The organism is Mycobacterium sp. NGS63, assembly GCF_059812295.1.
Genome location: NZ_JCALCJ010000003.1, coordinates 509338 through 523246 on the forward strand (window position 1 = coordinate 509338; position 13909 = coordinate 523246).

General features: G+C 68.3%; 12 protein-coding genes and 1 pseudogene. 6 read left to right on the forward strand and 7 right to left on the reverse strand.

The annotated features are described in order from the left end of the window. Positions 1-68: 68 nt before the first annotated feature. From AC5Y4Z_RS09430 to AC5Y4Z_RS09450, 5 genes and pseudogenes are all read left to right on the forward strand, one after another. On the forward strand, positions 69-1247 hold the full coding sequence (locus AC5Y4Z_RS09430; RefSeq protein WP_499963314.1) for a M24 family metallopeptidase: 1179 nt from the start codon (positions 69-71) through the stop codon (positions 1245-1247). Beyond that, entirely contained in the window at positions 1237-2358 is a 1122-nt protein-coding gene (locus AC5Y4Z_RS09435; protein ID WP_499962897.1) for a M24 family metallopeptidase, read from the forward strand. Before AC5Y4Z_RS09430 ends, AC5Y4Z_RS09435 begins: the two co-directional genes overlap by 11 nt. Then, a complete protein-coding gene (locus AC5Y4Z_RS09440) occupies positions 2355-4796 on the forward strand; it encodes a CaiB/BaiF CoA transferase family protein (RefSeq protein ID WP_499962899.1) in 2442 nt (813 codons plus the stop codon). The genes AC5Y4Z_RS09435 and AC5Y4Z_RS09440 overlap by 4 nt, the downstream gene beginning before the upstream one ends. A 320-nt stretch (positions 4797-5116) precedes the next feature. Further along, positions 5117-5683 (forward strand): annotated as a pseudogene (locus AC5Y4Z_RS09445) (PPE family protein); the annotation flags it as partial. A 39-nt stretch (positions 5684-5722) separates the two neighbouring features. After that, a complete protein-coding gene (locus AC5Y4Z_RS09450; protein ID WP_499963317.1) occupies positions 5723-6478 on the forward strand; it encodes a hypothetical protein in 756 nt (251 codons plus the stop codon). Here AC5Y4Z_RS09450 and AC5Y4Z_RS09455 read toward each other — a convergent pair whose 3' ends face one another. From AC5Y4Z_RS09455 to AC5Y4Z_RS09470, 4 genes are all read right to left on the reverse strand, one after another. Further along, positions 6479-7312 (reverse strand): SDR family NAD(P)-dependent oxidoreductase, encoded by an 834-nt coding sequence (locus AC5Y4Z_RS09455; protein ID WP_499962901.1) that lies wholly within the window; start codon positions 7310-7312, stop codon positions 6479-6481. 11 nt (positions 7313-7323) lie between these two features. Continuing rightward, on the reverse strand, positions 7324-8172 hold the full coding sequence (locus AC5Y4Z_RS09460) for a mycofactocin-coupled SDR family oxidoreductase (RefSeq protein WP_499962903.1): 849 nt from the start codon (positions 8170-8172) through the stop codon (positions 7324-7326). Positions 8173-8206: 34 nt separating this feature from the next. Beyond that, positions 8207-9409 (reverse strand): cytochrome P450, encoded by a 1203-nt coding sequence (locus AC5Y4Z_RS09465; RefSeq protein WP_499962905.1) that lies wholly within the window; start codon positions 9407-9409, stop codon positions 8207-8209. A 208-nt stretch (positions 9410-9617) separates the two neighbouring features. Then, positions 9618-10268: a TetR/AcrR family transcriptional regulator gene (locus AC5Y4Z_RS09470; protein ID WP_499962907.1), complete on the reverse strand. Its 651-nt coding sequence runs from the start codon at positions 10266-10268 to the stop codon at positions 9618-9620. Positions 10269-10487: 219 nt separating this feature from the next. Between AC5Y4Z_RS09470 and AC5Y4Z_RS09475 the strand changes: the two genes are divergently transcribed. Beyond that, positions 10488-11663, forward strand: coding sequence for an acyl-CoA dehydrogenase family protein (locus tag AC5Y4Z_RS09475; RefSeq protein WP_499962909.1), 1176 nt, complete (start codon positions 10488-10490; stop codon positions 11661-11663). Here AC5Y4Z_RS09475 and AC5Y4Z_RS09480 read toward each other — a convergent pair. The 3 genes from AC5Y4Z_RS09480 to AC5Y4Z_RS09490 are packed head-to-tail and all read right to left on the reverse strand — an operon-like array spanning position 11660 to position 13904. Beyond that, a complete protein-coding gene (locus AC5Y4Z_RS09480) occupies positions 11660-11923 on the reverse strand; it encodes a DUF4190 domain-containing protein (protein ID WP_499962911.1) in 264 nt (87 codons plus the stop codon). The genes AC5Y4Z_RS09475 and AC5Y4Z_RS09480 overlap by 4 nt on opposite strands. A gap of 55 nt (positions 11924-11978) precedes the next feature. After that, the gene (locus AC5Y4Z_RS09485; protein WP_499962913.1) at positions 11979-12803 is read right to left on the reverse strand and encodes an acyl-CoA dehydrogenase family protein; all 825 of its coding nucleotides are present in this window, start codon (positions 12801-12803) and stop codon (positions 11979-11981) included. Positions 12804-12806: 3 nt separating this feature from the next. Continuing rightward, a complete protein-coding gene (locus tag AC5Y4Z_RS09490; protein WP_499962915.1) occupies positions 12807-13904 on the reverse strand; it encodes an acyl-CoA dehydrogenase family protein in 1098 nt (365 codons plus the stop codon). Between the last annotated feature and the right edge of the window lie 5 nt (positions 13905-13909).

A 13909-nucleotide genomic window follows, 5' to 3' on the forward strand; every position in this document is an offset into this window, starting at 1 on the left:
CTTTCGCTCAGCCGGGTGGCGCCACCAGTAGTGCGCTGGTGATTCCCGAGACGCCCGACCTGGCGCGCATGCGCCGCGAGACGGGGGCGCGGCTGCGTTCGGCGATGGCCGAACGCGGCATCGACGCGATGGTCCTGCTGGGCAACAACGCGGTGGTGTATGCGACGGGTACCAGTTGGCCGCTGGGCGACGCCGGGCTGTCCTACGTCGAGCGGCCCGTGGCGGTGGTGGTCGCCGGCGACGAGTCGCCGCATTTGTTCCTGCCGTTTCGCGAGGGTGCTTCGCTGGAGTCGGACCTGCCCACCGATCACCTGCACGGGCCGGTCTACCTCGAATTCGACGAGGGCGTCGAGAATTTCGCCCGCACACTGGCCGACCTGATCCCGGCCGGGGCGAAGGTCGCGGTGGACGAGTTCACCGGCGCCATGTCCCGCGCCCACAAGGTGCTGTTCCCCGGCGGCGCCCCCGCGGACGCCAGCGCCGTCGTCGCCGCCGCCAAGGGGATCAAGACGCCCGACGAACTGTCGTGCATGCGCACCGCCATCCGGATCACCGACGAGGCGATGGTCGACGTCTACCAGGCGCTGGCCCCCGGCATCCGCCAGATCGACCTGTCGGCCAGCTTTTTGCGGCGGGCGTTCGAACTGGGCGCCACAGCCAGCATGCTGGAACCCATCTGGCAGGTCATGCCGCCGAGCAAGGCCGAGGGGGTGTGGACCACGCACGGCGACCTGGCGCTGCCGCTGCTGAGCACCGAACGCGAACTCGCCGAAGGCGACGTGCTGTGGACCGACGTCAGCATCACCTATCACGGCTACTGCTCGGACTTCGGGCGCACCTGGATCGTCGGCCGCGACCCATCGCCGCGCCAGCAGGCGCAGTTCGACAAATGGTTCGAGATCATGACCGCCGTGCTGGACGTGGCCAAGGCCGGTGCCACCGCGGCGGATCTGGGCCGGGCCGCAATCAAGGCCAACGGCGGCACCAAGCCGTGGCTGCCGCACTTCTACCTCGGCCACGGCATCGGCGTCAACGCCGCCGAAATGCCCATGATCGGAACGGATCTCGGCCAGGAGTTCGACGAGAATTTTGTCCTGCAATCCGGGATGGTGCTCGTTCTCGAGCCCGTGGTGTGGGAGGACGGCACCGGCGGCTACCGCAGCGAAGAGGTTTTGGTGATCACCGACGACGGCTGGATCAAATTGACCGACTACCCGTACAACCCCTATGGCCACCATGTCAGTTGAGGTTCGCCCAGACGATCGCACACTGCGCTCCGGGCGCCGCCAGCGGGCCCTCGAGCAGATGGCGGCGCACGGCCTCGACGTCCTGGTCCTCGGCCGGCAGGCCAACGTCCGGTACGTGACCGGCGTGCCGCAGCTGTGGGTCGCCGGGACCCGGCCCTTCGGGCCGACCTGCGTGCTGGTGCGCGAAACGGGCGCGATCCATCTGCTCAGCACGTGGGACGAGGGCGTCCCCGACGACATCCCCCACGAGAACCTGTACGGCATCTCGTGGAACCCGATGAATACCATCGCCGCGCTGCAGCGCATCGACGGCGCGCCCACCGCGCGCCGTGTCGGGACCGACGCGCTGTCACCGGCTTTCGCGCAACTGCTGCCGACGGCATTCCCGAACGCCGACCTGGTCGACGGGGAGCTCGCCATGCGCGCCGCCCGGCGCGTCAAGACGGCCGACGAGGTGCGGGCCCTGCGGGAGGCGATCGCGGTCGCCGAGTCCGGCCTGGCCGCCGCGGTATCCGAGCTGCGGCCCGGCGTGAGCGAACAGCTGCTGGCCGGGGTGCTGCTGGAAGCGGTGGCGGCCGGCGGGGTGAGCACCCCGTCGAATCAGGATGTCGCGTGGGTGACTTCGCATGAACACCCATGGCGCGTCGCCCGGCGTGGCGGCGACCGCCGCGTCGGCGAAGGCGACCTGGTCGCCTTCTCGGCCGGCGTGCTGGCGGGCGGCTACGTCGGCGAGGTAGGCCGGACCTGGCCGGTGGGCAACGCCGACGGGGCCGCCCTCTACCGGCGCTGGGATAGGTTGTGGGCCAGCCTGTTCGCGGCCTGCCGGCCCGGCGCCGCGGCCGACGAGCTGCTGGCCGCCTACGCGGCGGTGGGGGAGCCCGCGCCGCCGATGCCGGTGGCCCGCGGCCTGGGCATGGGCTTCGACCCGCCCGTCGTCACCCAGCACCTGCCCCGGAGCGCGGCGGCCGAGCGATTGGAGCCGGGAATGGTGCTGGCGGTGACGGGCTACGTCTGGGAACAGGGCGTCGGCGCGGTCTTCGGCCGGGAAGCGGTGTTGATCAACGCCGACGGCCCGGAAGTGCTGACCTCGAGCCCGTCATGGCAGGCATGAGTGAAGGGCCGCGCGTCGATCCACCCCTGACCGGCTACACGGTGGTCGACCTGTCCACCGGAATAGCGGGCGCCTACTGCACCAAACTCCTCGCCGACGGCGGCGCCGAGGTCATCAAAGTCGAACCGCCCGAGGGTGATCCGCTGCGGCGGTGGTCCGCGTCGGGCGCCGCCATCCCCGCCGGCGCCGACGGCGCGCTGTTCAGCTACCTGTCCGGATCCAAGCACAGCGTGGTCGCCGACCCCGACCTCGGCGAAGACCTCGAGATGGTCACCCGATTGCTGGCCGCGGCCGACGCGGTGGTCTGGACGCGGGGTTCGATGCTGGCCGAACACGCGCGAATTACCCCCGCCGCCATCCACCGTGACCACCCGCACCTGACCGTCGCCTCGATCACGCCGTTCGGGCTGGAGGGTCCGTGGAAGGACCGGGCGGCAACCGAATTCACGCTGCAGGCGTGGTCGGGCGGGATCGTCGGGCTGGGACGTGGATTGCCCGAACGGGCGCCCGTCTTCGTCGGCGGGCGCGTCGGCGAGTACATGGCGGGAGCCTACGCGAGCGCCGCGATCATGGCCTCGCGGTTCGGTCGCGGTGATGCGACGCAACCAGGGGAACTGATAGACCTGTCGATGCTGGAATCCCAAATCCTTTGCCTGACTTACTATCCGGTGACCTACTTCGAAATGCTCGGTCGGCCGTGGCGCGACGCGAGGCGGCTCACGGTGCCGGGCGTGGCCCAGGCGAAGGACGGCCTGGTCGACCTCGGCTGCGGCACCGCGCAGCAATGGTTCGACCTGTGCGCGATGGTCGGTCACCCCGAGTGGATCGACGAGGAATCACCGCTGACGATCACCGAGCAGGCCAACGTCCACGCCGAAGACATCTACGCCTGGGTCGAGGCCAACCTGGTCGACGAGATCCGCGACCTCGCAACGGCGTTCCGCATTCCCAACGCACCGGTCGCCAACGGCGCCAATATCGCGTCATTGGATCACTTCGCCGAACGCGGCTCGTTCGTGCGCAACCCTCGCGGAGACTTCCACCAGCCCAACCACCCCTACCGGATGCGGCCCGCGGCGCTGCGCCGACCGGGTCCGGCGCCGCGGCTGGGCGAACACACCGCCCTGCACCGCGACGCGCAGCCGTCGCCGCGCCCCGCACCGACGGCCCCCGAATCACCGGACCGATTGCCCTTCAGCGGTCTTCGGGTCTTGGACATGACGACGTTCTGGGCCGGGCCGTGCTGCACGCACTTTCTGGCCATGCTCGGCGCCGACGTCATCCACGTGGAGTCGGCCCGCCGCCCGGACGGCACCCGGCTGATCGCCGGAATACCGGTCAGCGAAAGGCAATGGTGGGACAAGTCGCCGATCTTTGCGGCGCTGAACACCAACAAGAGGGGCCTGGCGCTGGACCTGCAGAAGCCGCGGGGGCGGGAGCTGTTGCTGCGGTTCATCGCGACGTGCGATGTGATCGTCGAGAACTTTACCCCCCGGGTGCTGGACCAGGTCGGGTTGGATTTCGCGGCGGTCCAAGCGGTTCGGCCCGACGCGGTGATGCTGCGCATGCCCGGGTTCGGGCTCGACGGGCCGTGGCGCGACAACCCCGCGTTCGCGTACGCGATCGAGTCGGCGTCGGGCCTGAGCTGGCTGACCGGGTATCCCGACCGCTCGCCCTACGAGCCGTATTCGATCGGCGACCCCAACGCCGGCGTGCACGCGCTCAACGCCTTGATGCTGGCGCTGGAGCACCGCCGTCGCACCGGGCAGGGGGTGCTGGTCGAGGCGGCGATGGTGGATGCCGCGCTGAGCATCTCCGCCGAGCAGATCATCGAGCACACCGCGTACGGCGCGGTGCTGCAACGCGCCGGCAACCGCGGACCCACCGCGTCGCCGCAGAACCTCTACCGCACCTCCGACGTCGACGAATTCGGCCGGGTCGACTGCTGGGTCGCGATCGCGGTGGAATCCGACAGCCAGTGGGAACGTTTGGGGGACGCGCTGGGATCACCCTCGTGGGCAACGGATCCCGCGCTGTCGACCGAGGCCGGACGTCGCGCGCGTCAGGACCTGATCGACGAACGGCTCGCCGCATGGTGTGACCACCGCAGCGCTGACGACGTCGTGACCACCTTGTGGAGCGCGGGCGTACCGGTGGGCAAGGTGATGCAACCCCACCGCCAAACCGAGCTCGAGCAGCTCGCGTACCGGAACTTCTTCGAGGAAGTCGACCACCCGCTGAGCGGCAAGGCGAGGCTCAGCACCGTCCCGATGCGACTCTCCGGCGGCCCGGCGCTGTTCCACGCCAGTCCCGCCCCGACCCTCGGGCAACACAACCACGAATTGCTGTCCGAGCTTGGCCTGAGCCCCGCGGAGATCGCGGGCCTGGAAGCCGACGGCGTGATCGGCAGCGCACCGGCCATGCGCGCGCCCACCTGACGGGCTCGGTGTGGCGCCGCAGCACCCGGGGTTGACTTGGCCCCGAGTTTGTTGCGGCGGGCGAGTGGGCGGCATTTGCGATGGTTTGCGCGGCGATGCGATAACTTGCGGTATCGATTTGGCCCCGATTTCCGCCTAACTCAGCGCAATTCGCCGCTTTTTCAGTGCCGCGAATACGTAAATGACGTTCGCGAAAAATCCTGACAATTCGACACGGGTCTCATACAGTTTCTTGGCATCTGGTGCGTCAATTGTCGACCGGGCGCCGAGGGTTCTCGGCGAGCGGGGCCGAGAAATGCAACAGGGAAAGGACGGGCGTGATGAGTTTCTTGACGTCGTCGCCGGAGATCAATTCGGCGCAGATGTATTCCGGTGCCGGCTCGGGGCCGATGCTGGCCGCCGCGGCGGCCTGGGATGGGCTGGCCGGTGAGCTGGGCTCGGCGGCGGACTCGTTCTCGTCGGTGACCTCGGGATTGGTGGGTGCGTCGTGGCAGGGGCCGGCTTCGCAGGCGATGACGGCCGCGGCGGCCCCGTACGCGCAGTGGCTCGGCGTCGCCGCGGCCCAGGCCGGAGGGGTGGCCGCCCAGGTCAAAGCCGTCGTCTCCGCGTTCGAGGCCGCGCGCGCCGCGGTGGTGCATCCGCTCGCCGTCGTGGCCAACCGCAATCAGCTGGTGTCGCTGGTGGTGTCGAACCTGTTCGGGTTCAACGCCCCCGCGATCGCGGCGAAAGAGGCCGAATACGAACAGATGTGGGCCCAGGATGTGGCGGCGATGGTGGGTTACCACGGCGGGGCGTCGGCGGCCGCCGCGCAGCTGTCGCCCTGGCAGCAGGCGCTGCAAGCCCTGCCGGGTCAGGTGACGGCGGCGGCCGCGGCCAGCCCCGCGGCCACCTCGATCGAGTACGGGTTGATCGCGTCCCTCATTTCCGTGACCATCATCAGTGCCGTCAAGCCGATGGGCGCGCAGCTCGCGACCACGCTCGGCACGGTCGCCACCACCATGTCCACCGGCACCGCAGCGGTCGCGAAGGTGGCGACGACGGCGTCGGGCGAGGTGGCGAAGGCCGCCGCGCCCGCGGTCAAAGCGCTGAGGGAAACTCCGGTCGGGGCGGCCATGGCCGCGGGCGCCAAACAGGTTGAGACCGCGGTCCGTCCCGCCGTGGCGGCCATGCGACAGGTCGCCACCGGCGCCGTCGCGACCGTCGCGCATGCGGTCGACGGCGCGACCGCGGCCGTCGGGCAGGCCGCCGACGGCGTGGTGGCCCAGGGAATCGTGGCGCTGGCCGGGAATCCGACGGCGTTTGTCGACGCGATAGGGACGGTTGCGGCCAATCCGACCGTGTTGAACGACGTCGTGACGTTGCTCGCGGGCAATCCCGCGGTTTTGAACAACCTGGTGACGACGGTCGCGGGCAATCACACGCTATTGGCCGGCGCATTGGGGCTATTGCAAAATCCCGTGGTCTTCAATGACATATCGACGTTGTTGCTGAACAATCCGGCTTTAGTGCAGGACTTGGTGAACCTGGCGCAGAACAATCCGGCGCTGGTGCAAGAGCTGATGACGATATATTCGCAGTTGCCGCCGGGGCTGCAGGAGCAACTCGCGCAGTTGGCTGCGCAATTGGGGAACCAGGATGGGATCGTCCCGCCGCCCACCGCTAAGCCCGAGCCTAGTTATTAGCTAGTGCCGCCAGCCCTCGGCGGCCTGGTCGTCGAACGTCCGGTCGATCCGCTCGAAGCGGCGCTTGACGGAGCCCCGGGCCGCCTCGTGCGGCAGGACGTACAACCGGTTCGCCAGGATCGCGTCCGCCGTCAGCCGGGCGACGTCGTCGACGCCGACGCTGTCGTCCTGCGCAGGCAGGCCGAAGCCCGCCGTGACGTCGGGCGTCGAGGCCAGCCCGTAGTCGGCGCCGCGGATGCGTTCCGAGTTGGACACCAGCTTGGTCTCGACGACCATCGGGCACAGCACCGATACGCCGATGCCGCTGTCCTTGACCTCGCGGGCCAACGTCTCGGCCAGGGCGACAACGCCATACTTGGCCACGCCGTACGCGCCGAGCCCGGCGTTGGGCACCAGACCGGCGAACGACGCGGTGAACGCGATGTGGCCGCCCGTGCCCTGCTCGAGCAGCCTCGGCACGAACGCCTCGACGGCGTGGATGTTGCCCCACAGGTCGATGTCGATCACCCAGCGCCAGTCGTCGTGGGTCATCTGCGCGATCGGGCCGGCCACGACGATGCCCGCGTTGCTGAAGACCACGTCGACCTGGCCCAGCAGGCGGAACGCCTCGTCGGCGAGGTGCGCCATCTCCTCGAGATGCCGCACGTCGCACATCACGCCGTGCGCGTCGAAACCCTCGTCGCGCAGCCGTGCCACGGCCTGTTCCAGCGCGGGCTGATCGACGTCGGCGAGCACCAGCCGCGCGCCGCGGCGGGCAAACTCGGTGGCGGTGGCCAAGCCGATGCCACTCGCTCCGCCGGTCACCACCGCCGCGCGCCCTGCAAAACCGTCCATAGGACGGAACCCTATTTCAAGCAGCTGCCCGCATCGATGGGCAGGGTGACGCCGGTGACGTAGCGGGACTCGTCGGAGGCGAAGAACAGCACCGCGTTGCTGATGTCGATGGGATCGACCCACGGGACCGGCAGCGTGTGGAACATCTGGCAGATCGGCGCCATGTCGTCCGGGCCGGGGTTCTCCAGGTCGGGCCGGAACATCTTCCACGTGCCCTCGTTCATGATCATCGCCGTGCTCACATGCGTGGGGTGCACGGAGTTCACGCGAATCATGTGCTGCCCCAGCTCAACTCCGAAGGCCCGCATCAGCCCGACGACCCCATGCTTCGCCGCGACATAGTGGCCGGTGTGCGGATAGGCCTTGAGTCCGCCGACCGAGCTGGTGAGGATGATCGACCCGCCACGGCCACCGGCCAGAATGTGTGGGACACCGGCTTTCACGGACTTCCACACTCCGGACAGGTTGACGTCGATCATCTCCGTCCAGTCCTCTTCGCTGGTCTTGTCCAGCGTTTCGCCGCCGTTGCCGATGCCGGCGTTCGCCACGATGATGTCCAGCCGGCCCAGCTGCTCGACGCCGCTGTCCACGGCGGCCTTCAGCGCGGCGAAGTCACGCACGTCGACCTCGGCGGTGACGATCCTGCGGTTGTGGCCCTTGACGAGGTCGGCGGTCTCCGCCAGGTCCTCGGGCGTCGACGCGGGAATCGCCGTGTCCGTGAGGCCTTCACGGATGGGCTTGCAGATGTCGACGGCGATGATGTCGGCGCCCTCCTCTGCCAACCGCACCGCGTGGCTGCGGCCCTGACCGCGTGCCGCCCCGGTGATGAAAGCGACCTTGCCCTCAACACGTCCAGTCATTGGCTACCTCAATTCGTTGATCGAACCGGCACGTTCAGCGCAGAACGGCCGGCATTGACTCCCAGCCCCGCACGGTGGACGTCGGGGAGAGCTTGGCCTCGGTGAGGTCGACGTCCCACTCGGGGAAGCGCTTGAGGATCTCTTCGAGGGCGATGCGGCCCTCGAGGCGCGCGAGCGCGGAGCCGAGGCAGTAGTGGGTGCCGAGGCTGAACGTCAGGTGTTGGCGTGCTTCGCGGCGGATGTCGAAAACGTCGCCGTCCGGCGGGAATTGGCGGTGGTCGCGGTTGGCCGCTCCGATCAGCATCATCATGACGCTGCCTTCGGGCACCCGCTGGCCGTAGTACTCGATGTCGCGGGTGACATAGCGCGACACGTGCGGGGCCGGCGGCTCGAAACGCAGCAGCTCCTCGATGGCAGCGGGAATCAGCGATCGGTCTTCCACCAGGGCACGCCGCTGATCGGGATGCTCGGCCAGCACCTTGCCGGTCCAGCCGATCAGGCGCGTCGTGGTCTCGTTGCCGGCGCCGGACACCACGCTGACATAGGTGAGCAGTTCGTCGCGGGTTAGCCTGCGAACGGTCCCGGTCTCGTCCTCGAACTCGGCGTTGAGGAGTTCCGTCATGATGTCGTCGGAGGGGTGCTCGGCGCGCCAATCGATGAACTGGCCGAAGAATTCGGGGTTGACCATGCCCTCGGCGCTGGTATCCATCGGCTTGCCGGCCTCGGTGCGCATCTGCGCGTTCGCGAAATCGCGTGCGGCTTCTTGATCTTCCTCGGGAACGCCGAGCAACATGCCGATCACCCGCATGGGCATTTGCGCGCCGAGGTCGGCAACGAAGTCGAACCGGTCCGCGCCGATCAGCGGATCCAGACTACGCGCGCAGAATTCGCGGATCTTGGGCTCGAGCTCGTTGATCTTGCGCGGGGTGAACATCCGCGACAGCAACTTGCGGTGGATGTCATGGATCGGAGGATCCTCGAAAATGACGGTGCCCGGCGGGATGTCGATATTGGCCTTGATGATTTCCAGGATCGCGCCCTTGGCCGAGCTGAAGGTCTGGTAGTCGACCAACGCGTCGTCGACGTCGTCGAACCGGCTCAGCGCGTAGAAGTCGTGCTGCTCGTTGTAGTACAGCGGCGACTCTTCGCGCAGCCGGGCAAACATCGGATACGGGTCGGCGTTGAGTCCCACGTCGTACGGATCGAAGTAGATTTCGCTGGCCGCGCTCACTGTCACGGGTAATCAATCACCTCTCGGGAACCGCGTTCGCCCGGGATCGCGGATCGTGCCGCCTGTGAACTCTGTCATCGGTCACCAACAGGTGTCAACGACGAATCCGTTTCGGCTAGTTCTGGTTCTAGATATTAGAGAATATGATTCTCGTGAGGCAACCGCCGTGCGCTATTTGCTCAGCTCAGCGATGGCGAGCGGCGCAGCGAACGAACTAGCCGACGAATCCGCGCGAGCAGAAGTCCCACACCTCGTCGGCGGTGATGGGGTGCACCGTCGCGTCGTCGGAGCCGCCGCTGGACTGCGCAATGAACATGACCGTCTGCATGGTCATGGCGGCCACCCGCTTCGGGTTGATCTCGGCGCGCAGCTTCCCGCCGGCGGCGGCGGCCTCCATGAGCTCGGTGAGCAACGCCAGCAGCGGTGCGTGGGCGATCTTGACCTCGGCGGGGTGGGTGACCAGCAACCGTGGCGCAAAGTCGGTGAACAACGGGCGCTTGGCGCTCGGGTCGGGGCGCGAAGCCTCGTACAACAGCTCGACGGCGACTTTGAGCCGCTCCAGCGGGTCGCTGTGACTTTCGGTGGCGGCGCGGATCTGGTCGGCCGACCGGCTCAACGCGTCCTCGAACAGGGCGAGCAGCAACTCGTGTTTGCCGTCGAACTGCAGATAGAAGCTGCGCAGCGACTGCCGGGACCGGTCCACGACCTCCTGCACGGTGAAGTCGGTGCTGCCCTTCTCGATGATGATCGCCTGCGCCGCGTCGAGGAAGCGCTGAACGCGCTGCGCGGCGCGCAATTTCGCGGTCTTGATGGATCTTTCGACGGCCCGTTGCTTCCAGGCCGGTTCCTCGCTCGGGCTGGTCACAGGCGGCTCGGACGATTGCCGCGTGGGGAGAACATGGTTGGACTCTACCGGAGAACGCCGTGCCATCGGTGCGCTCGACCCCCTATGGACGTCGTGTCGGAGATTGTAACTTTCTCACGACGAGAATACTATTCTCTTACACGTGTGTATGGAAGCGAAATCTGCAAGAGCAGAACGCGCCATCCCGGAGAATCCGGAAACCACCCCGCAAGGAGCGCTGTGCAGCTGACGTTTGACGCCGACGTCGAGGCGTTCCGCGCCGACTTCGTGGCGTTTCTGGACGCCCACCTGCCCTCCGACGCCGAGGCCCTCGAGCGACCGCGCTCGAGCTCGCACATCCCGGACTGGGCGCGGCGCTGGCAGCGGCTGCTGTTCGACACCGGGTGGCTGCTGCCCGGAAACCCGCCCGAATTCGGTGGCCGCAACGCCACGCTGTTACAGCAGTACGTGTACATGGAGGAGTTGGGGCGGCGGCGCATCTATCAGAGTTTCAATCCCCAGGGTGTGGGCATCATCGCCGCGTCGCTGTTGACGTTCGGCACCCCGGAGCAAAAGCGGCGGTGGGCGGTGCCGATTCTGCGGGCCGAGATCACCGCGTCACTCGGAATGAGCGAGCCCGGCGCGGGATCGGACCTGGCGTCACTGAAGACACGGGCGGTGCTGGACGGAGACCACTTCGTCGTCAACGGACAGAAGGTGTGGACGTCGGGCGCCCACGACGCGGACGTGTTGTTGACCTTCGTGCGCACCGACCCCGAAGCCCCAAAACACAAGGGCATCAGCGTTTTACTCATTCCGACCGACACCCCGGGCGTGGTCTGCCGCCCGTTCGCCTCGGTGTCCGACCGCGAGGATGTCGACTTCAACGAGGTGTTCTTCACCGACGCGCGTGTGCCGGCGGAGAACCTGGTCGGCGAGCTCAACGCCGGCTGGCGGGTGGCGACGGGTTCGCTGGGGCACGAACGCGCGATGCTGTGGATGGACTACGCCGAGATGTTGCACGCGATGACCGTCGACTTCGGCCCGTCGGGGGCCGTGCAGCGGGATCGCTACGCCACCCTGGTCATGGACTGTTACGCGGTGAAGCTGATGGGATCGGCGACGCTGGCCCGGGCCGCCCGCGGCGACGAGGACGTGCCCGCCCAGTCGGTGCTCAAGCTGCTCGGTTCGGAGGCGCTGCAACGCGCCTGCGAGGACGCGCTCAACGCCGCGGGCCCAGAGGGTCTCGAGTACCACGCGGTCACCGCCCCGTTCGCCGCGCTGAACCTGGACAGCCACTACCGCAGCTGGTTCGACCGCTACGCGCGGACTTTCGCCGCGACGATCGCCGGCGGCACGTCCGAGATCCAGCGGAACATCATCGCCGAACGGGTGCTCGGCCTGCCGCGCAACTAGCGGGCGTCCGACCACGCGTAATAGCCGATCGCGACGAGCCCCAACGCGATCGACACCGCCCCTAACACCATGCCGGCCATTGCGATTCGCGGATTGTTCGCTTCGCCACGCTGCACCCTCCTGCGGGCGACATCGCCGGTGATCACCGCCGCTATGCCGAATGGCACCCCGATCAGCAGCCAGCAGGTGAGCAGCGCGACCAGGCCCACGAGCAGCGAGGCGACGCCGACCTCGTTTCGGGGCGTGCCGGGGTGACTCATCGCGTCCCATCCTCGTAGTTGCAGACGAGTCTACGCGTGCGGTCGGGCCCCTCCGTTACAGCTGCGCCAGCCTCGGCGCAAATCCCTTGGCGCGCAGCGTGGCTCCGGCCTGGTGGGTGAGTTCGCGCGCGCTACCCAGGAGCCCGTCGAGGATCAGCGACCGCTTGACGTGGTGGTGCAGCGGATGCTCGGCGGTGAACCCGATGCCGCCGAGCACCTGCTGACAGTGGCGCGCGGCGGTCAGCGCCGCCTGCCCGGCCGCGGCCTTGGCGAGCAGTGAGGCCAGCCCGTCGGCGTCGTCCGGGACGCTGGTGGTGGCGTTCAGGGTCGCCTCGGCGCCCTCGATGGCGACGAGTGTTTCGGCCAGCCGGTGCCGGATCGCCTGAAACGAGCTGATGTGCCTGCCAAATTGGACGCGGTCCAGGGCGTGCTGGCGCGCCAGCGACAGCATCGCGCGGCCGGCGCCGACCAACCACCAGCCCAGCGCCCGACGCCCCGCGTGCAGCGCGTCCGGTGCCAGCGGATTGCCTTGCGCCACCCGATGTATCGGCAGCAGGTCGTCGATCGCCGAGTCGCAGCCGTCGCCGCGCTCCCACACCACCCAGGAGCCGCCGGCGAACGGCAGCGTGGCGGCGCCCCCGGGCGTCTCTCCGTTCGCGCGCAGCACCACGTCGTTGAGCACGCCGGCGTGCGCGCCCGTCTCGCCGAGCAGTCGGAACACCAAAGGGATTGCGATGTCGGGTATTTCGTCCAGCATGTCGTGCCAGCCGAGTTCGGTCAGCGCCGCGTCGAGCTTGGCGCCGGAGGCGACGTCGGTCATCGTGGTGCGCAGCGAATCGGCCAGCAGGCGCAGTGACTCAGGATCGGTCGAGGGGTCCACGGTTCACTCCTTCCCGAGGTCGAGCAGCCGGCGGGCGATGATGTTGCGCTGGATCTCGGCGGTGCCGCCGTAGATGGTAGAGGCGCGCGAGTACAGGTATTCCGAACGCCACGGTGTGTCGTCGAGCTCCAGCGTCCCGGGCAACAGGTCACGGACGGTGTCGTAGAGCCGTTGTTCGGCGCTGGCGAGTAAGACCTTGTCGATGGAGGTGTCGGGCCCCAGTCGGGCGCCGGCGCCCAGCCGGTGCTGGGTGTCGCGGGATCGGCAGCGCAGCGTGTGCAGCGCCAGATAGGCGGAGCCCAGGGCGGATTCGTCAGGGTCGGACGCTGCTGAAGTTTCGCTGATGAGTTCGTCGAAGCGGGAGTACAGGTAGGCGATGCGCTGCCAGAAGCAGGTGGAGCGCTCGTAGGGCAGCAGGTCCATCGCGAGCCGCCAGCCGTCTCCCGGCTTGCCGAGCATCCGGCTCGCGGGGATCACCACGTCGTCGTAGTACACCTCGCAGAACTCGTCGACGCCGTGCATCGTGCGCAGCGGCCGGATGGTGATGCCGGGCGTGTCCAGGTCGACGAAGAAGGCGGTGATCCCGTCGTGGCCGGGCGCGGTACGGGTGAGCAGGACGCAGCGCGTGGAAAACTGCGCGAAGCTGGTCCAGACCTTCTGCCCGTTGACGATCCAGTTGTCGCCGTCCTGGACCGCCCGCGTCGTCAGCGAGGCCAGGTCGCTGCCCGACCCCGGTTCCGAAAACCCTTGGCACCACTGCTCCTCACCGCTGAGCAGGCGCGGCACCATCTCGGCGGCGAGTTCGGCGGGGGCGTAGTCGATCATGGTGGGCGCCAGCACCTCGAGCATCGAATAGGGCCCGGGCTCGGCGAGCCGGCGGCCGACCACCTCTTCGCCGACGATCGCGCGAAGCAGCGCCGGCCCGCCCAGCCCGCCGACTTCGACGGGCCAGCCGTAGCGCATCCAATCGGCGTCGTAGAGCGCCCGGCTGACCCGGGCGAATTGCCGCATGTGGTCCTGCAGCGAGTGGTCGGGTCCCGGGGTCAGGTCGTGCTGATCGAGCCACGCCCGCAGGCCCGTCCGGAACTCCTCGACATCCACGGCTC

What these genes read in the sequence shown, in the direction of transcription:
- AC5Y4Z_RS09430 (WP_499963314.1), top strand. Translation starts at nt 69, where the DNA reads ATGCGCCGCGAGACGGGGGCGCGGCTGCGTTCGGCGATGGCCGAACGC.
- AC5Y4Z_RS09435 (WP_499962897.1), top strand. Translation starts at nt 1,237, where the DNA reads ATGTCAGTTGAGGTTCGCCCAGACGATCGCACACTGCGCTCCGGGCGC.
- AC5Y4Z_RS09440 (WP_499962899.1), top strand. Translation starts at nt 2,355, where the DNA reads ATGAGTGAAGGGCCGCGCGTCGATCCACCCCTGACCGGCTACACGGTG.
- AC5Y4Z_RS09455 (WP_499962901.1), bottom strand. Translation starts at nt 7,312, where the DNA reads ATGGACGGTTTTGCAGGGCGCGCGGCGGTGGTGACCGGCGGAGCGAGT.
- AC5Y4Z_RS09460 (WP_499962903.1), bottom strand. Translation starts at nt 8,172, where the DNA reads ATGACTGGACGTGTTGAGGGCAAGGTCGCTTTCATCACCGGGGCGGCA.
- AC5Y4Z_RS09480 (WP_499962911.1), bottom strand. Translation starts at nt 11,923, where the DNA reads ATGAGTCACCCCGGCACGCCCCGAAACGAGGTCGGCGTCGCCTCGCTG.